Origin of the sequence: Marinococcus halotolerans DSM 16375, from assembly GCF_000420725.1 — a bacterium.
Lineage (GTDB): Bacteria > Bacillota > Bacilli > Bacillales > Marinococcaceae > Marinococcus > Marinococcus halotolerans.
On the sequence record NZ_ATVM01000005.1, the window covers coordinates 63,556 to 86,012 of the forward strand.

The following is a 22,457-nucleotide window of genomic DNA, read 5'->3' on the forward strand; positions in this document are numbered from 1 at the left end:
GGAGAATGCAGACATGTTGATCTCATATAAATGGCTGAAAGATTATGTAGATATTGAAGATATTACTCCCGGGGAAATTGCTGATCGTCTGACTACGGGAGGCGTGGAGGTAGACGCCCTGTACCGGCGTGCCGAACCAATTGAGGGTTGTGTCGTCGGGTACGTTACCGAAGCCAAAAAGCATCCGGATGCGGATAATTTAAACATCTGCCAGGTGGATCAGGGAACAGAGACTGTGCAGATTATCTGCGGAGCTGACAACGTGGCTGCCGGACAGAAGGTCGTAGTGGCAAAGCCGGGCACCTTGCTGCCCGGGGGTATGGAAATTAAAGCAACGGAAATACGCGGCGAGGAATCCAACGGCATGATTTGCTCTCTCCAGGAGCTCGGTGTGGAAGCCAAACTGGTTCCTAAACACGTGGCTGAAGGTATTTTCGTCTTTGATGAGGATCCAGAGACGGGATCGGATGCAGTAGAAGCTCTTGGCTGGGACGACACGGTAATGGATCTCGACATTACGCCAAACCGCGCCGACTGTCTCAACATTCTCGGTGTTGCCTATGAAGTAGCGGCCCAGCTGGATCGGACCGTTCAGCTCCCCGTAACTTCAGTACAGGAAAGCGAAAAGCCCGCATCGGCAGCGGTCAATGTGAAAATCGAAAACGGGGAGGACACTCCCTATTACGGAGCAAGAGTCGCTGAAAACATTGAGATAAAGCCGTCCCCTTATTGGATGCAGAACCGTTTGATGGCAGCAGGCATCCGGCCAATCAGCAACGTTGTAGACATTACCAACTATGTGCTGCTTGAATACGGGCAGCCGCTGCATGCGTTTGATTTTGATGCTTTTGGTTCTGACGAAGTACTCGTGCGACGAGCTTTTGAAGATGAAGAAATACAAACGCTCGACGGCAATAAGCACCACCTTTCCACGGAGCATTTGGTTGTAACCAACGGCACAAAGCCGACAGCTCTCGCAGGAGTGATGGGCGGAGAGCACTCAGAGGTCAGCGACCAGACAACAAATATTCTGCTTGAAGCAGCTCTTTTTCACCCGTCCCTGATTCGCCAGGCGTCCAAGGACACACGGATACGCAGTGATGCAAGTGTCCGGTACGAACGGGGGCTGGACACTGAGAGAGTCGAGCAGGCAGCAGACCGGGCAGCGCACTTATTCGCTGAATACGCAGGAGCCTCTGTGCTTCAGGGCATCGAGCAGGAGGATCATCGGGAACCGGGTGGCCGCTGGGTCCGGGTGAGTGACCGCCGGATCAATCAGCTGCTTGGAATGGAGCTCAGCGGTTCAGAAATGGTCGGTATTCTCGAACGTCTCGGCTTTCAGACCGCAGATAAGGAAACGAGCAGTATCGAAGTATATATCCCAAGCCGCCGTCCGGATATTCGTATCGAAGAGGACGTGGCAGAAGAAATCGCACGGATGCACGGCTATCAGGATATTCCGAGTACATTGCCTAAAGGGGCTACGACCGCCGGAAGCTTAACCGCCGAACAGAAAAGAAAACGGACAGTACGTCGCTTTCTAGAAAGTGCCGGCCTGAGTGAAGCTGTCACCTATTCTCTGACGACCGCCAGTTCAGCGTCCCGTTTCACCCTTTACCCGGAAAAGTATACGATGGAAGTATCCATGCCGATGAGCGAAGACCGCAGAGTGCTGCGACAGAGCCTGATTCCTCAGCTTCTTGAAGGAGTCAGCTATAACCGCAACCGCCAGACGAAAGATATCGCTCTTTTTGAAATGGGCTCCGTATTTCTTTCCGAAGAAGCGAATGCTGCTGTACAGCCGGAAGAGCGTATTATGCTTGCTGCAGTAGTAAGCGGCAGATGGGAAAGCCACCTGTGGCAGGGAGAAACGAAAAATGCAGACTTTTATGTGATGAAAGGAATTGCTGAAGGCATTCTTGAGGAATTGCACGTAGAAAGCCGTGCTTCGTTCACTCTGGCAGAGCGCAGTGATATGCACCCTGGTCGTACCGCAGATATACTGCTCGACGGAGAGACAGTGGGATATGTCGGCCAGATTCATCCAACGACGGCGGGGGATTGGGACATTGCTGAAACGTATGCCCTGCAGGTCGATTTAACCTCCCTGCTTCAGGCGGTGGAAACGCCGGTTCGTTATCAAACACTGCCGCGGTTTCCTTCCACTACCCGTGATATCGCGATCGTGGTGGATGAAAATGTGGCTGCAGCTGAAGTGAAAGAGGTTATTGAGTCCGCGGGCGGAAGTACGCTGTACAGCACCTCCCTGTTTGACGTTTATCAGGGCGAGAATCTGACGCCCGGCAAAAAATCCCTGGCGTTCACCCTGGTGTATCTGGATCCGGAAAGAACGCTGACAGATGAAGAGGTCAGCTCCGCACATGACCAGGTGCTTCGTATGCTTGAAGAAAAAACCGGGGCAGAGCTCAGGCAGTAAACAGCTGCCGGGCATCTGCCGGTTTAATAAATGGCCTGTACAGGGAAATATATTCAGAGTCATTTTATTCTGTTACTATTAAAGAAAAGGCACATTCAAGAACAGGGGGCGGAAGACGTGGCTGATGATCAAAGTAAAAAACGCACTACGGTTACGATATACGGCCAGCAGTACACGATTGTCGGTGATGAACAACCCTCGCATATTAATCAGGTCGCCAATTATTTAGATAAGAGAATGAAAGAGTATAAAGCATACAATCCTTATTTGGATACGACCCGCCTTGCGGTATTGACGGCTTTAAACGTAGTAGATGACTATATCAAACTCAAAGAAGAAGTAAACAAGGACAAAGATTCTGAAGGATAATGGCTATGGAAATAGTAATAAACGTTCTGCTTGTTGTGATTTTAATCGGAAGCTTTTTCACAGGACTTCAAAGAGGCTTTGTTCATCAATTGCTTCGCCTGGTCAGTCTGGTGGCAGCGTTTATTGTTGCGTTTTTATTCTATGAAGAAGTGGCACAGTTTTTAGAGCAATGGATCCCCTATCCATTCGGCCAGCAGGCGGAAGGGACATTTCTTGCTGCTTTTGATACCCGCAGCTTGTTTTATTATTCGATTGCCTTTCTTCTTTTATTTATCGCCACCCGTATCGTTGCCGGCTTTTTGACCGGAGCAGCAGGCGGCATCGCCAGGCTTCCGGTGCTTAGAACGATCAATTACTGGCTTGGCGGTGTGCTCGGCGTGCTGGAGGCGTACGTGATTTTATTCGTTGTACTGGCAGCAGCTATGCTGATGCCGTTTCCGGCTCTTGAGCCGGTAGTGAACAATTCGGTAATTGCCAGTTTTATATTACATGAAACCCCATGGCTTTCCGGCTGGTACGAGCAAATCATGCCGGCAGACCCCGGGAACATGGACGGCCCAATAGAGAATGAAGGCTGACTTCCCTGTGTTTCACAGGGGAGTCTGTTTTTATGTCTTCAGCCCGGCGGCGTGAGCTTAGACAGAATTATTAACTCCCGTTATACTCAAAAAAGAATGCCTAGCATGATTAAAGCTGACATGTGGAGGAGAATAGCATGAATAAAAAAGATCTTATTGGCCATTTGGAAACAATCGCTGTATATATGGAAATTAAGGGTGAGAACCCATTTAAAATTTCTGCCTACCGTAAAGCGGCTCAGGCGCTTGAATATGATGAGCGTTCACTGAGTGAAATTGACGATGCAGGCAGCCTAAAGGGCATCGGTAAAGGAACAGCGGCTTTGATACAGGAATGGCGGGACAATAACGGGGAAACAGAACTGATGCAGACGCTGACAGAAGAAGTGCCGGAGGGATTGATCCCGCTGCTGAAGCTGCCCGGACTCGGCGGAAAAAAAGTGTCGAAGCTCTATCAGGAGCTGGACATAACAGACCGGGACTCGCTGGAACAGGCGTGTTTAACCCATGAAGTACAGAATCTCGAAGGCTTCGGGGCGAAAACCGAGCAGAAAATACTCGAAGCGCTCGCGGAAGAAGGCAAGCGTCCGGAACGACTGCCAATTGCTTATATGCTGGAAATGGCCCAAAAGCTTGAAGCGTCTCTGGATCAAGTGGAAGGTGTCCAAAGATATGCGCGTGCAGGCAGCCTGCGACGGGTGGAAGAGTCGGTGAAGGACCTGGATTATATTATGAGTGTGGAAGATGCAGAAAATGTCCGTAAACAGCTGGTGGAGCTGCCCGAAGTAACGAAGGTGATTAACGATGGTACAAGCAAGGTCAGTGTTGAAATTAAAGGGGAATTTAATGTTCAAGTAGATATTCGCCTGGTAGAGGAAGAAGATTTTGCGAGCACCCTGCATCATTTCACCGGATCTAAAGACCATAATGTACAAATGCGCCAGCTGGCAAAGGAACGAAATGAAAAATTAAGTGAATACGGTATTGAAGATCAGCATGGACGCAAAACAACGTTTCAGAATGAAACCGAATTTTACGACCACTTTGGTCTGTACTTTATTCCTCCCGAAGCACGACTAGGGAGAGATGAGACGGATAAATTCCGGCAGCCGTATCCATATATCGAAAAGAAACACATTCGCGGTGATCTTCATATGCACACAACGTGGAGCGACGGCTCTCTTTCCATCCGCGAAATGGTGGAGGAAGTGAAGAAGCACGGCTATGAGTGGCTGGCTCTTACAGACCATTCCAAATATCTCCGCATTGCCCACGGACTGGACGAAGAAAGAATCCGCAGGCAGATAGAAGAAATACGAAACGTCAGGGAAGAAGAAAAGGATATTCAAATTTTTGCCGGAATTGAAATGGATATCCGGCCGGACGGAACGCTCGATATTGAGGAGGAAGTTCTCGAAGAGCTCGACGTTGTGATTGCTTCCATCCATTCCTCCTTTTCCCAGACGGAAAAAGAAATTATGAACCGGCTTGAGCAGGCGCTCGAGCATCCGGAAGTAAACGTTATTGCCCATCCGACAGGAAGACTTTTAGGGCGCCGGGACGGATACAAAGTGGATATAGACCGGCTGATGAAGCGGGCAGGCGAAACGAACACGGCTCTCGAGCTGAATGCCAATCCCAATCGCCTTGATCTTTCGGCCGACTGGCTGAGAAAAGCTGCTGAGCATAATGTGCGTATTGCAATCAATACGGACGCCCATAATCCTGGCATGCTTGAACACATGGAGGTGGGCGTCTCCATCGCTAAAAAAGCACTTCTGCAGCCGGAGCAGGTCATAAACACGATGACAGCGAAGCAGTTAAAAGAATGGCTGAAGCGTAAGAAACAATAGAACAACCAAAGAGGTGAGCATTGTTGAATGATAGAACACTCCGTGTGCTGGAATACGAAAAAATGAAAGAGCAGCTGCAGGCTCATGCCGGCTCCACTCTTGCTAAAGAACGAATTGAACAGCTTCAGCCCTACCGGGAGCTCGCAGAAGCAAAGGAAGCACAGAACTTCACCGCAGAAGCGGCCAAAGTAATACGGCTTCGGGGCCAGGCGCCACTCGGCGGCATTCGCCAGATCCATGCCCACGTGCGCCGCGCACAAATCGGGGGCATGCTGAACGCGGGCGAGCTTAAAGAGGTTTCGGACACGCTGTACGCCAGCAGGCGGATACGATCGTTTATTCTGGATATGACAGAAGAGACGGTGGATCTCCCGCTGCTTGAGGGATTGGTACGGCAGATAGTGGCGCTTCCGGAGGTGGAAAAGCAGATCCGGGATTGTATAGATGAAAACGGGGCGGTGCTCGACAGCGCAAGCTCCGCTCTGCGTGGACTCCGGCAGCAGATGAGAAGTCTCGAATCGTCGGTGCGTTCGAAGCTTGAACAGTATACCAGGTCGCCGGACCAGCAAAAACGCCTCTCCGATTCCATCGTAACGATACGTAATGACCGGTATGTACTGCCGGTGAAGCAGGAATACCGGTCATCCTTTGGCGGTATTGTCCACGATCAGTCTTCAACAGGGGCTACTCTTTTCATTGAGCCCCAGGCGGTCGTTTCGATGAATAACGAATTAAGAGAAGCCAGGCTGAAAGAACAGCGGGAAATTGAACGGATTCTCCAGGAGCTGTCTTCGTATATTGCTGAAGACGGGGAGGAGATTCTGGTGAATATGAATACGCTGACCGAGCTCGATTTCACCTTTGCCAAGGCCTACTATGCAAGGGACCAGAAAGCGGTGCAGCCGGAGCTGAACAATGAGGGGAGATTCCGGTTCATGGAGGCACGGCATCCGCTCATTGATCCGGAAGAAATGGTACCGCTTGACCTGGAGCTTGGAGAAGAGTTTGGAACGCTTGTCATTACCGGGCCCAATACCGGGGGGAAAACCGTGACTCTTAAAACGGCCGGTCTGCTGACGCTGATGGCCCAGTCAGGGCTGTTTGTTCTCGCAGAAGAAGAAGCAGAGGCCGCTGTATTTTCGAAAGTGTTTGCCGATATCGGGGATGAACAGTCCATTGAGCAGAGCTTAAGTACATTTTCTTCCCATATGACAAATATTGTAGATATTGTTAAACAGGTGGACAGTGAATCGTTCGTGCTTTTTGATGAGATAGGCGCTGGCACCGACCCGGAGGAAGGCTCGGCCCTTGCCGTCAGCATACTGGACTATGTCCAGGAAGCCGGAGGCAGGTTAATTGCGACAACCCACTACAGTGAACTGAAGGGATATGCGTATAACCGCGAAGGAGTAATGAATGCAAGCGTTGAATTTGACGTGGAAACATTGAGGCCAACCTACCGGCTGCTCGTCGGCGTACCGGGTCGAAGCAACGCGTTTGCTATTTCCAGGCAGATAGGCCTGCCGGATTCTATTATTTCCAATGCGGAAAAAGAAATGAGCACAGATACAAAGCAGGTCGAAACGATGATTGCTTCTCTGGATGAACAGAGAAAAGAAACAGAATCGGCGTGGCAGGAGGCAGATGACCTCCGGCAGGAAGCATCCAGGCTCTGGCAGGAATTGAACACTGCCTGGAATGAAGTGCTGCAAAAACGGGATCAGATTATTGCAAACGCGGAAGGCAAAGCAAAAAGTGAAGTCGATAAGGCGAAAGCTCAGGCGGAAGAAATTATTGCCGAGCTGAAGGAAATGCAGAAGGAAGGCGCGGAAATTAAAGAGCACCGCCTGATCGAAGCCCGCAGGCAGATGGAACAGGCGGCCCCTGTGATGACTAAAAAGCAGAAACAGGTGAAACAAAAAGCCCAGAAAGAACGTACCTTTGAAGTAGGAGATGAGGTGAAGGTGCTTCGCTTCGGGCAGCGCGGACACATTGTGGAAAAGATAAATGACAAGGAATTTCAGGTGCAGCTTGGCATTATGAAAATGACAGCGAAGCCTGAAGAAATGGAAAAGCTCAAATCAGAGCCCGCAAAAGAGCCTAAACGGCAGGTCGCCACGACTTCTACAGCGGCCCCGGCGAAGCCCGAACTGGACCTGCGTGGTGAAAGGTACGAAGACGCCGTTCAGCGCCTTGAAAAATACCTCGATGAAGTGGTGCTCGCTGGTTACCGGGAAGTTCATATTATTCACGGAAAAGGCACTGGCGCTCTTCGCAAGGGCGTGAAAGAATATTTGAAAAACCATCCCAGTGTAAAATCAACCAGGGATGGCGGTATGAATGAAGGCGGCATCGGTAACACGGTGGCAGAACTTAAGTAAGCGGAGGGGTGCACGTGGATGCGTGGATGGATAATGCTTTTATAAATACAGCCGGCAACTTTAGCGTTGCTGTGCTCTTCCTGGTGATTTTTCTATGGATATTTGAAGTTATCACTCCTTACCGTAACTGGGAAGAAATCAAGAAAGGAAATATCGCTGTCGCTCTGGCGACCGGTGGGAAACTATTTGGGGTTTCCAACATTCTTCATTATTCCATCATGCATAACGACGGCATTCTGTTTATGCTTCTATGGGGTTTTTATGGTTTTATATTATTGATTTTAAGCTATTTAATTTTTGAATTTCTTACTCCTATGTTTAAGGTGGATGAAGAAATCAGCCAGGATAATCGTGCAGTCGGAATTATTTCCTTTATCATCTCAGTGGGGATTTCTTTTGTAATAGGTGCCGGAATTATCACTTAAATAGAAAAAAATGTAATATAAAAGCCACAAACAGTTAATTTATTAGGACTATATACGTGCATTAAGGTTGACATCTCTGTACGGATTATGTACATTTATAACTAACTAAAATACTATGCCAGTATTACCTGAACGCAATGAAGCGCCTTACTCTGTTACGGGAGTGAGGCGTTTTTAAAGGCATTATTCAGGCGGGATAAAACAGAAACCGGCATGATGGTTGGTTTTGTTTGAAAGGGCGGCAGATACGTATGGGGAAAAATCCAAACAGGAAACATGCACAGATTATCGAGGCGGGGATCAAGGTAATCGCTGAACACGGTTATCACCAGGCGAAGGTGTCGGATATTGCTAAAGAGGCAAAGGTAGCAGACGGAACGATTTATTTGTATTTTAATAACAAGGAGCATATATTAATTTCCATTTTTGAAGAAAAAATGCAGGAGTTCATGCAGAAGCTCGAGACCATCATGCAAAGGGAGGTTTCTGTTAAAGAGCAGCTGTTTGAAATGGCCCAGCTACAGCTTGAATTTATGGAGGGCCGGCCGGAGCTCGCTACGCTTGCCCACTTTGAACTTTTGCAGACAAAGGGCGAGATTCATGACAATATGCAGCGCATACTGTCTCCGTTTTTTCAGGCGGTTATCGATATTGTAAACAGGGGAAGCGAGGAAGGGGTCTTCTCTTCCTCGCTTCCCACAGAAATCGGAAGAATTTGTTTTGTCGGCATACTCAATGAAGCGATTACTACGTGGGTCATGGAAAAGGGAAGCTATTCGCTGGCGGCGCAGGGACCGGTACTTGCGGAAATAGTTTATCAGGCGCTGCAGGCGGATATATAGTCAGGTAGAACCGATGAAAAATTTTAAGCTAAACGTTAGCCAGTAAAGCAAGGGAATGCTATAATAACGAAGAATAAATGCAAAGATAGAGATATAAAGGAGGAACCATTCATGGCTATTGTCAATGTATCGGACCAAAACTTTGCAGGCGAAACGTCCGATGGAGTAGTACTTGCGGACTTTTGGGCGCCCTGGTGCGGGCCTTGTAAAATGATCGCTCCGGTGCTCGAAGAAATCGACACTGAAATGGGCGAACAGATTAAAATTGCTAAATTAGATGTTGATGAAAATCAGGAAACAGCCGGAAAATACGGTGTGATGAGTATTCCAACACTAATGATCTTTAAAGATGGCGAAGTAGTCGAGCAGGTAGTCGGCTTTCAGCCTAAGGAACAACTGGTGGAGCTTTTGAACAAACATTTGTAAAAACACGAAACTGCTGGTCTCTGGGCCGGCAGTTTTTTGTTTCTCCTTCTTTTAAAAAAGGAACACCATAGATATTACATGCCAAGAGGGGTTGAGCGCATGACTCAATTAAAAGAAAAGCTGGCTATTCTGCCGGATCAGCCTGGCTGCTATTTAATGAAAAATAAACACGGCACTGTTATATATGTAGGCAAGGCAAAGGTTTTAAAAAACCGGGTGAGATCCTATTTTACAGGGTCGCACGACGGGAAGACCCAACGGCTCGTAATGGAAATTACCGATTTTGAATATATAATGACCTCTTCCAACCTGGAAGCATTAATCCTTGAAATGAATTTGATTAAAAAGTATGAACCAAAATACAACGTGCTTCTTAAAGACGATAAATCGTATCCGTATATTAAAATCACCAACGAAGAGCATCCCCGTCTGATTATTACGAGAAAAGTTAAAAAGGACGGCGGGAAATATTTCGGCCCGTACCCGAACGCCGGGGCGGCAAATGAAACGAAGAAGCTGCTTGACCAATTATATCCGCTGCGTAAATGCCGGACAATGCCCGACCGGGTCTGTTTGTACTATCATATCGGCCAGTGTCTGGCCCCCTGCGAGTTTACGGTGACAAGAGACCAGTACGACGATATGATTCAGCAGATTGCCCGGTTTTTAAACAACGGCCACCATGAAATCCGGGCGGAGCTTCAGACTAAAATGGAAACTGCTTCCGAACAGCTGGAATTTGAACGCGCTAAAGAGCTGAGGGATCAAATTCAGCATATTGATTCCGTAATGGAAAAGCAGAAAATGTCTGTGAAGGACCAGGTGAACCGCGATGTGTTTGCCTACAGCTATGACAAAGGCTGGATGTGTGTGCAGGTATTCTTTGTCAGACAGGGGAAATTGATAGAAAGAGACGTTTCCCTTTTCCCGATGTATCAGGAGCCGGAGGAGGATTTTCTTACATTCTTAGGCCAGTTCTACATGCAGGAGCAGCATATGAAGCCGTCAGAAATATTTATTCCGGACTCGGTGGATGCGTCCATGGCGGAACAATTCGTAAACGTGCGGGTTCAGCAGCCAAAGCGGGGACAAAAAAGAGAGCTCCTTGACCTGGCAGAAAAGAATGCCCGACAGGCGCTCAGCGATCGCTTTGCATTGATTGAACGGGATGAAGAACGGACAATAAATGCGGTGGAACAGCTCGGTGAAGCGATGGGCATCGATACTCCTTACCGCATGGAGGCCTTCGACAACTCGAATATCCAGGGCACAGACCCGGTAGCGGCAATGGTTACTTTTGTGGACGGCAAACCCTGGAAAAAAGGATACAGAAAGTATAAGGTCCGGGATGTAAAGGGGCCGGATGACTATGCATCCATGCGGGAAGTTGTGCGCAGGAGGTATATCCGTCTCTTAAAAGACGAAGCGGAGCTGCCGGATCTGATTCTTATTGATGGCGGGAAAGGCCAGTTAAGTGCGGCCGTCAGCGTTATCGAGGATGAGCTTGGCTTAAATATTCCGGTGGCGGGACTTGCCAAAGACGATAAGCACCGCACCTCGGAGCTTTTAATAGGAGAAGAGGGCATCAGAGTTCCTCTTGAGCGGCACAGCTCCGCCTTTTATCTGCTGCAGCGTGTTCAGGACGAAGTGCACCGTTTTGCAATCACCTTTCACCGCCAGACGCGCGGGAAAACGATGTTTTCCTCTCTGCTGGACGACATCAACGGGATCGGGCAGAAGCGCAAACAGATGCTTTTAAAGCATTTTGGTTCAGTGAAAAAAATGAAGGAAGCATCCTTTGAGGATTTTAAACAGCTGTCTCTCCCGGATGATGTTATTGCGGAGCTGATGAAAAAGCTGGAGGAAGATTCGGCACCTTCGAAGTAAAAAACGTTCGCTGATACACATCAGCGAACGTTTTGCTATGCAACGCAGGTCAGGCTACTCCCATTTAATATGCATAGTCGTGGATTTTTTCTTTTCTTCTATGTAAGTTTCCGCGTATGTATTCTTCATCCGGGACCACTGCTCTGCTAAAAAGCCGCCTTCTAAAGCTTTCGTGAACGAATTTGCCTTTTCGTCAACGGACAGCTCAGCAATGACATCTTTTTTTCTTTCTTTTTTCCAGACGATTTCTCCCCACCCGGCATCACGGAAAAAATCAGCCACCTCTCCGGAGGAACTGCATGGATAGCGGCGGGCGAGCTGTTTGCCGGCCCAGTACAATATCGCATGCTCGTCAGAGCCTAAAATATCAGGAAGAACATTTTTCCGCAGTAATTCATATCCGAAGGAAGCCGGTTTATTTGTTTCTTCTTCCATTTCCATCACCACTTTCTTCATCTAATATTATACACGCTGGAGTTGGAAATCTCTATAGATTCCCAAAATCATACATGATATACTAATGCACGATTATGACGGAGGGACCGATATGAAAAATATTTTTGCAGAAAAAATGACACCATTTCGCATGATCATCGGTGCCTACGTTTTTTCAATGCTGTTGTTCAGTTTACTGCTCTGGCTGCCGATTTCGCATCAGCCGGGGCATGAATTAACATATATAGAAGCTTTGTTTACCTCAGTATCCGCCGTGAGCGTAACAGGTCTGACAGTCATCCAGGTATCTGACACCCTGAGCGCTGTTGGAATTGCGTTTTTAGCACTGGCGATGCAGGTAGGCGGCATTGGAATTATGTCTCTGGGCACATTCGTGTGGATGGTTTTTGGAAGAAAAATTAATTTGTCCCAGCGGTTACTGATTATGGTGGACCAAAATCAGTATAAGTTTTCGGGAATGGTGAAGCTGATGAGAAACATATTGCTTCTTGCTTTAGGAATTGAAGCGATGGGCATGCTGATACTCGGTACATACTTTCTTCGTTACTTTGACTCAACGTGGGAGGCGTATTATCAGGGCGGCTTTGCCGCTCTGAGTGCTTTTACCAATGCAGGCTTTGATGTCACAGGACAGTCGCTGATTCCATTTGCTGAAGATTACTATGTCCTGTTTGTCGTCATAACTCTGATCTTTGCCGGAGCAATTGGCTTTCCGGTTTTGATGGAGGTCAGGGAATATTTAACCAACAGGGAACGGTTTAATTTCAGTCTGTTTACGAAAGTGACGACTACGACTTATTTTCTCGTGTTTGTGCTTGGAGCCGTCAGCATATGGGCGCTTGAATTCGGCTTTTATTATGACGGTATGGCCTGGCATCAGCAGTTTTTCTTCTCGATGTTTAATTCAGCGACCACAAGGAGTGCCGGGCTGTCGGTAATGGATGTTTCGGCGTTTTCCCTGCCGACGCTTCTTCTGATGTCGGGATTGATGGTTATCGGGGCGAGTCCGTCGAGTGTTGGGGGAGGCATCCGGACGACTACACTTGCTGTAATGTTTTTAACGATTCGGAGCTTTGCGCTTGGACGTTCGGATGTAAAAGTGTTTAACCGCCAGATCGATCCGGAGGATAAACAGCGGACATTTATTGTTATTTCTTTTTTCATTGTAGGGTTATTGGCTGCAATTACTCTAATCAGCGCATTCGAACGCGGGAATGCGGAAGTGGAATTAATTGATATTATTTTTGAAACAAGCTCAGCCTTTGGAACCTGCGGGCTTTCGACCGGACTGACGGATGATTTTTCCACCCCGAGCCAAGTACTGCTCATGTGCCTGATGTTCATCGGGCGGGTGGGGATATTGGTATTTTTATTCTCAGTGAAAAAGAAAGAAACGAAATCACATTATAGATATCCAACAGAGCGCATAATTATTGGGTAGCCGGAGAGATGGTTCTCCGGCTCTCTCTATTGCCGGGGGAAGTGAACCGTATAAACGATGAATAATATACATTTAAGATGCTGTATACGTTTTCTTGACGGGCAATTTTAGGGGGAGTACAATTAACGTAACGTTTCGTACAATTCCTTGAATATTTCTTTTCCATTTTGTGACTAATTGGTTGTATCGTGCATGCATATGCATTTTGCGAAAAGGAAAAGAAGCAGGAGGCGCGGCCGGCATACAAGTACATAGGAAACAGAAATCTGTAATTCTGTTTAGTATGCGGGTGGCGGAAAGTTCAGCAAGGGGGTAATGGAGCCGGAAAAGAAAGCAAGGCAGAAAAACAGGATGGAGAGAATTTTTATGCTAATGGAGGAGGATGAATATGGCTTTAAATAAGGAATTTGCCGCCCGGAGGCTGCACTCGCTTCTTGGTATTATTCCAATTGGACTATTTTTGATGCAGCACTTCGTAGTAAACCATTTCGCGACCAGGAGTGCTGAAGCGTTCAACGGAGCGGCTCACTTTATGGAAAACTTACCGTTTCGTATCTTTTTAGAGATGTTTCTCATTTATATTCCTATACTGTTTCACGGGATTTACGGACTTTTTATCGTATTTCAGGGCAAGGCGAATGCGAAGCGCTTTGGCTACTTTCGTAACTGGATGTACATTTTCCAGCGTATCACCGGGGTTTTCCTGTTAGTATTTATTACCTGGCACGTCTGGGATACGTGGGTACAGGCGCAGTTTTTCGGCGCTGAAGTAAACTATCAGATGATGGCTGATATCGTAGCGAATCCTTGGATGCTCGCATTTTACATCGTAGGTATCTTGTCTGCCACATTCCACTTTTCAAACGGTTTATGGTCATTTTTGGTTACATGGGGGATTACGGTTACGCCAAAAGCCCAATTGGCTGCAACATACTTCACTTTAGCCGTTTTCGTAGCAATGTCTGTGATTGGCCTTCGCGCTATTTTCGCATTCGTATAAGATCGGTTTTTTAATAAACTAAAGGAGTGAAACATCCGCATGAGTAATGGAAAAGTTATTGTCGTAGGCGGCGGACTGGCAGGACTGATGGCAACAATCAAGGCCGCTGAAGCAGGTTCTCAGGTGGACTTGTTTTCAATTGTACCGGTAAAACGTTCTCACTCTGTCTGTGCTCAGGGCGGCATGAACGGTGCCGTCAATACAAAAGGGGAAGGGGACTCCCCGTGGGAGCATTTTGACGATACTGTATACGGAGGCGACTTTCTGGCAAATCAGCCTCCGGTAAAAGCTATGACAGAAGCGGCTCCGGGGATCATTCATCTGATGGACCGCATGGGCGTTATGTTCAACCGGACACCGGAAGGGCTGCTCGACTTCCGTCGTTTCGGCGGCACCCAGTTCCACCGTACAGCTTACGCCGGAGCAACGACCGGTCAACAGCTGTTGTACGCGCTGGACGAGCAGGTTCGCCGTTATGAAGTAGAAGGGCTTGTCAATAAATACGAGGGATGGGAGTTTCTTTCGGCCATTCTTGACGAGGAGCAGACCTGTAAAGGGATCGCTGCCCAAAACCTTCGTTCGATGGAAATTGAAACGTTCCGGGCTGACGCAATCATTATGGCTACGGGCGGCCCTGGCATTATTTTCGGTAAATCCACGAACTCCATGATCAACACCGGCTTTGCCGCCTCATCGCTTTATCTGCAGGGCGTCAATTATGCCAATGGTGAATTTATCCAGATTCACCCGACTGCCATTCCCGGCGATGATAAGCTCCGGCTGATGAGTGAATCTGCGCGTGGGGAAGGCGGACGTATCTGGACGTATAAAGACGGCAAGCCTTGGTACTTCCTTGAGGAAAAATATCCGGCCTACGGCAACCTGGTTCCGCGGGACATTGCAACGCGTGAAATCTTTGATGTCTGTGTTAACCAAAAACTGGGTATTAATGGGGAAAACATGGTTTATCTCGACCTTTCCCATAAAGATCCGCATGAACTCGACGTAAAGCTTGGCGGAATTATGGAAATCTATGAAAAGTTCATGGGTGACGATCCGCGGAAAGTGCCAATGAAAATCTTCCCAGCCGTACACTATTCGATGGGCGGCATGTGGGTTGACTATAACCAAATGACAAATATCCCCGGCATTTTTGCTGCCGGTGAGTGTGACTACTCCCAGCATGGCGGTAACCGTCTCGGAGCCAACTCCCTGCTTTCCGCTATTTACGGCGGCATGGTTGCCGGTCCGAACGCGGTAGAGTATGCCAACGGCCTGGAAAAATCAGCAGAAGACCTTTCTTCTACACTTTTTGAGACAAAGAAACAGGAAGAACAGCAGGAGTTCGATAAAATTATGAACATGGATGGCACCGAAAATGCCTACGCGCTTCATAACGAACTCGGCGAATGGATGACAAACAACATGACCGTGGTTCGGCACAACGATAAGCTGCTTGAAACGGACGACAAACTCCAGGAGCTTCTTGAGCGCTGGGAGAACATTAATATGCACGACAGCTCCAAATGGAATAACCATGCGGCAATGTTCACCCGCCAGCTTAAAGGAATGATCCACCTGGCCCGCGTGATGACGCTCGGAGCTTATCACCGTAATGAAAGCCGCGGTGCCCACTATAAGCCGGAATTTCCGGAACGTAATGATGAAGACTTCCTGAAAACCACGAAGGCCCAGTACAACCCGGAGACCAATCATCCGGAATTTGAGTACGAAGATGTTGACACATCGCTGATCAAGCCGAGAAAACGGGATTACTCCCAGGCAAAAGCATCTTCTGAGAAAGGAGCAAGTAACTAATGAGTGATGCACAAGCGCAAGAAACGCGTAACGCAGAAGAAACCGACACAAAAAAAGTGAAGTTTATTATCACCCGTCAGGATGACCCGGACAGTCCTTCCTATGATCAGGAGTTTGAAGTTCCTTACAGAGAAAACATGAACGTTATCTCCGCCCTGATGGAGATCCGCAGAAATCCGGTCGACAGCCAGGGTAACCAGGCTAATCCGGTTATCTGGGATATGAACTGTCTTGAGGAAGTGTGCGGCGCCTGTTCGATGATTATTAACGGTACAGCCCGCCAGTCCTGTACGGCCCTGATTGATCAGCTTGAACAGCCGATCCGTCTGGAGCCGATGAAAACATTCCCGGTGATGAGAGATCTCCAGGTAGACAGAAGCCGGATGTTTGATTCCCTGAAAAAGGTCAAAGCATGGATTCCGATCGACGGGACGTACGATCTTGGTCCGGGACCGAGAATGGCGGAAAATAAACGCCAGTGGTCGTATGAGCTTTCCAAGTGTATGACGTGCGGCGTGTGCCTCGAAGCCTGCCCGAACGTAAACGATGATTCTTCATTTATCGGTCCAGCAGCTATTTCCCAGGTTCGCCTGTTCAACTCCCATCCAACAGGGGAAATGAACAAATCCGAGCGTCTGGAAGCCTTGATGGGTGAAGGCGGGATCAGTGGCTGCAGCAACGCCCAGAACTGTGTGGAAGTATGTCCGAAGGGCATTCCTTTAACAACCTCCATTGCCGCTATGAACCGTGAAACAAATATCCAGTCGTTTAAAAACTTCTTTGGCGGCGGGAACTAATTGAGAAAAAGGCAGCCTCCGGGCTGTCTTTTTATTTGTGTCTTATGAAAATTACAGGCATGCAGTACCCGGCAAAAAGGGCGGGAAAGCCTGGCGAGGTCTTGAAGGAGGGAACCGCTGGGTCTGTTCTTGTTTCCCTTAAATCAGAGTGGTACAATGTAACAGTATTTACATACTGAAACCGCTAATAATAGCAGTGCACTGGATGCTCTGAATTTACGGAGCAGTTCGCAGTTGCGACTTTATTAAGGGTGAAGTACAATATAAAAAGCCTGCTTTCGAGAAAAACGCACACGCTGCGTATTTCATAGTGAAAGCGATCTATATTGAAAAGGGGTATGAATCATGCAGGAAAAAACATTTACTATTACAAACGAAACAGGAATCCACGCGCGCCCAGCAACGCAGCTCGTAAACAAAGCCGGCCAGTTTTCTTCAGATATTTCTTTAGAATATAACGGCAAATCGGTAAACCTTAAATCCATCATGGGTGTTATGTCTCTTGGCGTTGGAAAAGGCTCCGAAGTTACAGTTAAAATTGAAGGTAACGACGAAGAAGAGGCAATGGAAGCAGTCGATCAAGTGATTAAAGAAGGGCTTGGAGAATAATGAGTGCCAGCCTGACCGGAATTGCTGCCTCAAAGGGGATAGCGATTGCAAAAGCTTTCCTTTTGGAACAACCGGAATTGGACGTAAGTAAAAAACCGGTGGATAACGCCCAGGACGAAATTGCAAGATTTAAAGAAGCAGTCCAGGAGTCCAAGCAGGAACTTCAGGTTATTAAAGAAAAAACACTACAGGATATGGGAGAAGACCAGGCGGAGATTTTCTCTGCACATCTGCTCGTACTGGAAGACCCTGAGATCATGGACGGCGTTTCCAGTAAAATTACGGAGGAAAGTGCCAATGCAGAGTATGCTCTCAGTGAAGTAGCGAACATGTATGTAGATATGTTTGAGAACATGGATAATGAATACATGAAAGAACGTGCTGCAGATATCCGGGACGTATCAAAGCGTGTTCTCATGCATTTGTTTGGTCTTGAAAACACCAGTCTGGCAACGATTGACCAGGAAGTAGTCGTTATTGCTGATGACCTGACGCCGTCTGATACTGCACAGTTGAACGAATATGTGCGGGGTTTTGCTACAGACATCGGCGGGCGCACGTCCCACTCTGCGATTATGGCCAGATCAATGGAAATCCCGGCTGTAGTGGGCACCAAAGAAGCAACGGGTACGATTAATCAGGATGATCTTTTGATTGTTGACGGCCTCGAGGGCCGGGTTATCATCAACCCAAGCGACGAGGAAGTGCAGGAGTATAAAGAGAAGCTCGAGCAGTTTAACCGTCAAAAAGAAGAGTGGGCAAAAATGGTCAACGAGCCGACGAAAACTGAAGACGGTCATACGGTGGAATTAGCAGCTAATATCGGCACTCCAAATGACCTCGACGGTGTTTTATCGAACGGTGCTGAAGGTATCGGTTTGTACCGGACAGAGTTTTTGTATATGGGCAGAAATGAACTTCCTTCCGAGGAAGAGCAGTTTGAAGCTTACAAAGAAGTGCTGGAGCGTATGGAAGGAAAGCCGGTCGTTATACGGACGCTTGATGTCGGCGGTGACAAAGAGCTCCCTTATCTGGACCTTCCAAAAGAAATGAATCCGTTTCTCGGCTTTCGTGCAATCCGCCTCTGTCTCGAAGAAAAGGATATGTTCCGTACACAGCTCCGTGCTCTGCTGCGGGCCAGCTCTTATGGGAAATTAAAAATAATGTTCCCGATGGTGGCAACAGTAGAAGAAGTGCGTGAAGCGAAATCGATGCTTGAACAAGCCAAAAAAGAGCTTCAGGATGAAAACATTGATGTCTCCGAAGATATTGAAGTGGGAATTATGGTAGAAATTCCTTCCACAGCGGCAGCAGCAGAAATTTTTGCTAAAGAAGTGGATTTCTTCAGTATTGGCACAAACGATTTGATCCAGTACACTCTTGCTGCAGACCGGATGAGCGAAAAAGTAGCTCATTTGTACCAGCCTTATCACCCGGCGATTCTTCGTTTAGTTAAAAACGTGATCGATGCTGCTCATAAAGAAGGCAAATGGGCAGGTATGTGTGGTGAAATGGCCGGAGAGCCTGTAGCGGTCCCTCTTCTTTTAGGACTCGGATTGGATGAATTCAGCATGAGTGCTACCTCAGTGCTTCCGGCAAGAACCCAGCTCCGCTCGTTGAAAAAAACGGACGCAGAGGGTCTCGTAGAGGAAGCGATGAAATGTTCCACAGCAGATGAAATTGCTGAACTTGTTGAGAGTAAAGGCTTTGTTATTCAATAAGCTGAAATCAGAAAAGCGAAAAGCCTGGAACCGTTCGTAGGTTCCAGGCTTTTTTGTGGGTGATGAAACGTGTATTTTCTTGTATACTGAAAAAGTTGATGTTCTACAGCTGAATAAGCTTCGGAGCGGAAATTGTAAAATTGTCAGCAGCTCTGGTGCCGCGCAGAAGACATAAAAACCTGAAGGGCTCCAACAAGCTGAATAACAAGGTCTGAAAATGGAGAGAAGCAAACATGAAACAACCTATTGGCGTTATTGATTCGGGTCTTGGCGGCCTGACTGTTGCCCGTGAAATTTTGAGGCAGCTGCCGAAAGAAGAAATGATATACATAGGAGACACTGTCAGGTGTCCATACGGGCCCCGTCCGATTGAAGAAGTAAGGGAGTTTACCTGGCAGATGATCGCACGACTGCAGTCTGAAAATATCAAAATGCTTGTAATTGCGTGCAACACGGCAACGGCTGTAGTGCTTGAGGAAGTAAAACAAACATTGGATATTCCGGTCGTAGGGGTGATTACACCTGGGGCTATATCCGCGTTAAAGGTAACCAAAACAGATCAGGTGGCCGTGATTGGCACCAGCGGAACCATTCACAGTGGTGCCTACGAACGGGCGTTAAAATCTATTAATGAAGATGTGGAAGTTACGTCACTTGCCTGTGTGCCCTTCGTACCGCTTGTAGAGCAGGGGCAGTGCGAGGGCAGAGCCGTTCTTGATATTGTGAAGCAGACGCTCCTGCCGTTAAAACAAGCTTCATATGATACGCTGATTTTAGGCTGTACTCATTATCCGCTGCTTGAAGGTGTCATCCAGGAGGCGGTCGGGCCGGAGATTCAGTTGATTTCCTCCGGCGATGAAACAGCCAGGGAAGTAAGTACGCTGCTTAATTATCATGAAACGTTAAACGCGGGGGAAATCCCTCCGTTTCACAGGTTTTACACTACGGGCCCCGAAGAAGAATTTCGGAGCATAGCAAACCAGTGGATGGACCAGCAGATAGAGCAGGTGGTCTCCATTCAACTCGATAATGATGACCAGTTTGTCGGAAGTGAAAAGAAAGGAAGATTGCATGCATCGATTGGACGGAAGGAAATGGAATGAGCTTCGTTCTATTCAAATTGAAACGGATTATTTAAAGCACCCGGAGGGTTCGGTACTGATCTCCTTTGGAGAAACAAAGGTAATTTGTACAGCAAGTATTGAAGAACGGGTCCCTCCTTTTATGCGCGGAGAGAAAAGGGGATGGATCGCAGCCGAATATTCGATGCTGCCCAGAGCGACAGAAACCCGTAATATTCGCGAAGCAGCCCGGGGTAAGCTTACCGGAAGGACGATGGAAATCCAGCGCTTAATCGGTCGGGCTCTCCGGGCGGTAGTGGACTTGAAGCTTCTCGGAGAACGCACTGTCTGGATTGACTGCGACGTCATCCAGGCAGACGGAGGCACCCGCACGGCTTCAGTAACAGGAGCTTTTATTGCTCTAGCTATGGCTGTGCAGTCCTACCATGAGCAGGGGAAATTTAAAGGCTTTCCCATTACAGATTACTTAGCAGCTGTTTCCGTAGGCCTTAACGCTGAACAGGAGACTATTCTTGACCTTGCCTATGCAGAAGATTCACAGGCGAATGTAGATATGAATGTTGTAATGACGGGAAAAGGCGAGTATGTAGAAGTGCAGGGAACAGGCGAAGAAGCCTCCTATACGAGAGAGCAGCTCAATAACATGCTCGACTCTGCAGAGGCAGGAATGCATGAGATCATTCAGCTTCAAAAGCAGGTTATCGGGCCCGCGGCAGCTTCTATCCAGGAGAAATTTTCAGAGAACGAAAATGGAAGGGAGTTATAATGAAAACAGTAGTAATAGCTACAAAGAATGCGGGAAAAGTGAAAGAGTTTGAACACATGTTTGGCAGCGGGTACAAAGTGGAATCGTTACTGGAGAAAAATATTGATGATATTCCAGAAACCGGCGATACCTTTGAAGAAAATGCGATTATTAAGGCAGAGGCTGTGCGGGACCACCTCAACTGCACGGTGGTTGCAGACGATTCCGGTCTGGAGATTGACGCCTTAGACGGGCGTCCGGGTGTTTACTCCGCACGTTATGCGGGAGAAGAAAAAGATGATGAAGCGAATATAGAGAAAGTGTTACATGAAATGAAGCAGGTGCCCCGAAGCGGGCGCAGTGCCCGCTTTGTGTGTGTACTGGCTGTAGCATTTCCGGACGGCAGTGTGCACACATTTACGGGAACATGTGAAGGGGAAATAGCAGAAGCGAAAGCTGGCGATAACGGCTTCGGCTACGATCCTGTTTTTTATCTGCCGGACTACGGGAAAACAATGGCAGAGCTGCCTGCAGAAGAAAAGCACCGCATCAGTCATCGGGGCAGGGCTCTTGAAAGGCTCCGGGTTCAGGGACAAAATCTTCTCGAAGACGACTGAAAATAATTTTTAAGAATCATAGAGAGTTGGAGGCAGAAATAATGGACATTTTAGTGGTAAGCGATAACCATGGAAGTGAAGAAGTATTAAAGCAGGTGCTTGACCGCCATCAGAATGGGGTTAGTGCTGTACTGCACTGCGGAGATTCGGAAGCCGCGCCGGACAACAAGCTGTTAAACAACGTGCATATCGTCCAGGGCAATGTGGACAGTCCGGGGAATTTTCCTGATGAACTAACAGTGGATGTAGGTCACATTAAAACGTACCTTACCCATGGACATTTGTACCAGGTGAAAACATCTTATGCTTCGCTCTTTTCCAAGGCTGAAGAGATCAATGCGGATCTGGTTTGTTCCGGTCATACTCATGTAGCGGGAGCATTCGAGGAGGATGGAACGATTTTTGTGAATCCAGGAAGCCTGCTGCTCCCGCAGGAGCGTCCCGAGCAGACCTATGCTATCGTAAATGTCTCTAACCAGGGCCAGTCGATCAATGTCCATTTCTATGAAAGAGAGTCAGGCAGCGAGCTTCTTGATCTTTCGCAAAGCTTTCCGTTTCCAGAGGGAGAATAAAATCCCTCCGGAAACCTTTATTGACTTTTAAGAAGAAATATTTTAACATAATGAATGTCGCAAAAAACAGATGTCCCAGTAGCTCAGCTGGATAGAGCAACAGCCTTCTAAGCTGTAGGCCGCAGGTTCGAGTCCTGCCTGGGACACCATTTCCTAATTAATAATATGTTCAGAGACAGAAGAGGGCTTCCTTTTCTGTCTCTTTTTATTTATTTTCAGGTATTCGGAAGGCGGGGCGGAATGAAAGCAGAAAATGCTTCAGGGGGCTTTTTCTCCGGCGTTAATTAAAAAAGTTGTCAGGTTATATTTCAGGGCAGTGGACAATAAAGATTATATATGATGCAGAAGTACAAATTATCTAAAAAGTTTATACAAAATGGTTGACCATAAACTGTATTCGG

At 47.7% G+C, this 22,457-nt stretch carries 20 protein-coding genes and 1 tRNA gene; 20 read left to right on the forward strand and 1 reads right to left on the reverse strand.

Translation table 11 applies throughout. The features are described 5' to 3' along the window. The first annotated feature begins 13 nt into the window (after positions 1–13). The 9 genes from pheT (at position 14) to uvrC (ending at position 11,198) form a co-directional block, all read left to right on the forward strand. Positions 14–2,437: a phenylalanine--tRNA ligase subunit beta gene (pheT, locus tag G548_RS0105375; protein WP_022793125.1), complete on the forward strand. Its 2,424-nt coding sequence runs from the start codon at positions 14–16 to the stop codon at positions 2,435–2,437. A gap of 117 nt (positions 2,438–2,554) precedes the next feature. Then, the gene (gene zapA / locus G548_RS0105380; protein ID WP_022793126.1) at positions 2,555–2,806 is read left to right on the forward strand and encodes a cell division protein ZapA; all 252 of its coding nucleotides are present in this window, start codon (positions 2,555–2,557) and stop codon (positions 2,804–2,806) included. A 5-nt stretch (positions 2,807–2,811) separates the two neighbouring features. After that, complete coding sequence (locus G548_RS17405) at positions 2,812–3,384, forward strand: CvpA family protein (protein WP_022793127.1); 573 nt, start codon at positions 2,812–2,814, stop codon at positions 3,382–3,384. Between the two features lie 137 nt (positions 3,385–3,521). After that, entirely contained in the window at positions 3,522–5,237 is a 1,716-nt protein-coding gene (polX, locus tag G548_RS0105390) for a DNA polymerase/3'-5' exonuclease PolX (protein ID WP_027847228.1), read from the forward strand. A 23-nt stretch (positions 5,238–5,260) separates the two neighbouring features. Next, a complete protein-coding gene (locus G548_RS0105395) occupies positions 5,261–7,618 on the forward strand; it encodes an endonuclease MutS2 (protein WP_022793129.1) in 2,358 nt (785 codons plus the stop codon). A 26-nt stretch (positions 7,619–7,644) separates the two neighbouring features. Continuing rightward, entirely contained in the window at positions 7,645–8,043 is a 399-nt protein-coding gene (locus G548_RS0105400) for a DUF350 domain-containing protein (protein WP_084687291.1), read from the forward strand. 251 nt (positions 8,044–8,294) lie between these two features. After that, a complete protein-coding gene (locus G548_RS0105405) occupies positions 8,295–8,885 on the forward strand; it encodes a TetR/AcrR family transcriptional regulator (RefSeq protein ID WP_022793131.1) in 591 nt (196 codons plus the stop codon). Positions 8,886–8,996: 111 nt separating this feature from the next. Further along, positions 8,997–9,311, forward strand: a complete 315-nt coding sequence (gene trxA / locus G548_RS0105410) for a thioredoxin (protein ID WP_022793132.1) — start codon at positions 8,997–8,999, stop codon at positions 9,309–9,311. A gap of 99 nt (positions 9,312–9,410) precedes the next feature. After that, positions 9,411–11,198, forward strand: coding sequence for an excinuclease ABC subunit UvrC (uvrC, locus tag G548_RS0105415; protein ID WP_022793133.1), 1,788 nt, complete (start codon positions 9,411–9,413; stop codon positions 11,196–11,198). Between the two features lie 54 nt (positions 11,199–11,252). Here uvrC and G548_RS0105420 read toward each other — a convergent pair whose 3' ends face one another. Continuing rightward, the gene (locus G548_RS0105420; RefSeq protein WP_051143840.1) at positions 11,253–11,654 is read right to left on the reverse strand and encodes a DUF2507 domain-containing protein; all 402 of its coding nucleotides are present in this window, start codon (positions 11,652–11,654) and stop codon (positions 11,253–11,255) included. A gap of 91 nt (positions 11,655–11,745) precedes the next feature. Between G548_RS0105420 and G548_RS0105425 the strand changes: the two genes are divergently transcribed. The 11 genes from G548_RS0105425 (at position 11,746) to G548_RS0105480 (ending at position 22,205) form a co-directional block, all read left to right on the forward strand. Next, a complete protein-coding gene (locus G548_RS0105425; protein ID WP_022793135.1) occupies positions 11,746–13,095 on the forward strand; it encodes a TrkH family potassium uptake protein in 1,350 nt (449 codons plus the stop codon). Between the two features lie 388 nt (positions 13,096–13,483). Beyond that, positions 13,484–14,095, forward strand: a complete 612-nt coding sequence (locus G548_RS0105435) for a succinate dehydrogenase cytochrome b558 subunit (protein ID WP_022793136.1) — start codon at positions 13,484–13,486, stop codon at positions 14,093–14,095. A gap of 39 nt (positions 14,096–14,134) precedes the next feature. Next, positions 14,135–15,913, forward strand: coding sequence for a succinate dehydrogenase flavoprotein subunit (sdhA, locus tag G548_RS0105440; protein ID WP_022793137.1), 1,779 nt, complete (start codon positions 14,135–14,137; stop codon positions 15,911–15,913). After that, positions 15,913–16,710, forward strand: a complete 798-nt coding sequence (sdhB, locus tag G548_RS0105445; protein WP_022793138.1) for a succinate dehydrogenase iron-sulfur subunit — start codon at positions 15,913–15,915, stop codon at positions 16,708–16,710. Before sdhA ends, sdhB begins: the two co-directional genes overlap by 1 nt. Positions 16,711–17,055: 345 nt before the next feature. Then, on the forward strand, positions 17,056–17,319 hold the full coding sequence (locus tag G548_RS0105450) for a phosphocarrier protein HPr (RefSeq protein ID WP_022793139.1): 264 nt from the start codon (positions 17,056–17,058) through the stop codon (positions 17,317–17,319). Then, positions 17,319–19,040, forward strand: coding sequence for a phosphoenolpyruvate--protein phosphotransferase (gene ptsP / locus G548_RS0105455; RefSeq protein WP_022793140.1), 1,722 nt, complete (start codon positions 17,319–17,321; stop codon positions 19,038–19,040). The genes G548_RS0105450 and ptsP overlap by 1 nt, the downstream gene beginning before the upstream one ends. A 233-nt stretch (positions 19,041–19,273) precedes the next feature. Next, positions 19,274–20,143: a glutamate racemase gene (racE, locus tag G548_RS17410; RefSeq protein WP_022793141.1), complete on the forward strand. Its 870-nt coding sequence runs from the start codon at positions 19,274–19,276 to the stop codon at positions 20,141–20,143. After that, the gene (rph, locus tag G548_RS17415) at positions 20,112–20,888 is read left to right on the forward strand and encodes a ribonuclease PH (RefSeq protein WP_022793142.1); all 777 of its coding nucleotides are present in this window, start codon (positions 20,112–20,114) and stop codon (positions 20,886–20,888) included. Before racE ends, rph begins: the two co-directional genes overlap by 32 nt. Then, positions 20,888–21,484 (forward strand): XTP/dITP diphosphatase, encoded by a 597-nt coding sequence (locus tag G548_RS0105470; protein ID WP_022793143.1) that lies wholly within the window; start codon positions 20,888–20,890, stop codon positions 21,482–21,484. The genes rph and G548_RS0105470 overlap by 1 nt, the downstream gene beginning before the upstream one ends. Positions 21,485–21,525: 41 nt before the next feature. After that, positions 21,526–22,056 carry a metallophosphoesterase gene (locus G548_RS0105475; RefSeq protein ID WP_022793144.1) on the forward strand — a complete coding sequence of 177 codons (531 nt, stop codon included), beginning with the start codon at positions 21,526–21,528 and terminating at the stop codon, positions 22,054–22,056. A gap of 72 nt (positions 22,057–22,128) precedes the next feature. Beyond that, positions 22,129–22,205 (forward strand) — tRNA-Arg (locus G548_RS0105480). Positions 22,206–22,457: the final 252 nt, after the last annotated feature.

Bases quoted from the DNA above. Each gene is read 5' to 3' on its own strand.
- polX (WP_027847228.1), top strand. From the start codon at position 3,522: ATGAATAAAAAAGATCTTATTGGCCATTTGGAAACAATCGCTGTATAT.
- G548_RS0105435 (WP_022793136.1), top strand. From the start codon at position 13,484: ATGGCTTTAAATAAGGAATTTGCCGCCCGGAGGCTGCACTCGCTTCTT.
- pheT (WP_022793125.1), top strand. From the start codon at position 14: ATGTTGATCTCATATAAATGGCTGAAAGATTATGTAGATATTGAAGAT.
- rph (WP_022793142.1), top strand. From the start codon at position 20,112: ATGCATCGATTGGACGGAAGGAAATGGAATGAGCTTCGTTCTATTCAA.
- G548_RS0105425 (WP_022793135.1), top strand. From the start codon at position 11,746: ATGAAAAATATTTTTGCAGAAAAAATGACACCATTTCGCATGATCATC.
- ptsP (WP_022793140.1), top strand. From the start codon at position 17,319: ATGAGTGCCAGCCTGACCGGAATTGCTGCCTCAAAGGGGATAGCGATT.
- G548_RS0105400 (WP_084687291.1), top strand. From the start codon at position 7,645: ATGGATAATGCTTTTATAAATACAGCCGGCAACTTTAGCGTTGCTGTG.
- trxA (WP_022793132.1), top strand. From the start codon at position 8,997: ATGGCTATTGTCAATGTATCGGACCAAAACTTTGCAGGCGAAACGTCC.
- G548_RS0105450 (WP_022793139.1), top strand. From the start codon at position 17,056: ATGCAGGAAAAAACATTTACTATTACAAACGAAACAGGAATCCACGCG.
- uvrC (WP_022793133.1), top strand. From the start codon at position 9,411: ATGACTCAATTAAAAGAAAAGCTGGCTATTCTGCCGGATCAGCCTGGC.
- G548_RS0105470 (WP_022793143.1), top strand. From the start codon at position 20,888: ATGAAAACAGTAGTAATAGCTACAAAGAATGCGGGAAAAGTGAAAGAG.
- racE (WP_022793141.1), top strand. From the start codon at position 19,274: ATGAAACAACCTATTGGCGTTATTGATTCGGGTCTTGGCGGCCTGACT.
- sdhB (WP_022793138.1), top strand. From the start codon at position 15,913: ATGAGTGATGCACAAGCGCAAGAAACGCGTAACGCAGAAGAAACCGAC.
- G548_RS17405 (WP_022793127.1), top strand. From the start codon at position 2,812: ATGGAAATAGTAATAAACGTTCTGCTTGTTGTGATTTTAATCGGAAGC.
- G548_RS0105420 (WP_051143840.1), bottom strand. From the start codon at position 11,654: ATGAAGAAAGTGGTGATGGAAATGGAAGAAGAAACAAATAAACCGGCT.
- G548_RS0105475 (WP_022793144.1), top strand. From the start codon at position 21,526: ATGGACATTTTAGTGGTAAGCGATAACCATGGAAGTGAAGAAGTATTA.
- G548_RS0105405 (WP_022793131.1), top strand. From the start codon at position 8,295: ATGGGGAAAAATCCAAACAGGAAACATGCACAGATTATCGAGGCGGGG.
- sdhA (WP_022793137.1), top strand. From the start codon at position 14,135: ATGAGTAATGGAAAAGTTATTGTCGTAGGCGGCGGACTGGCAGGACTG.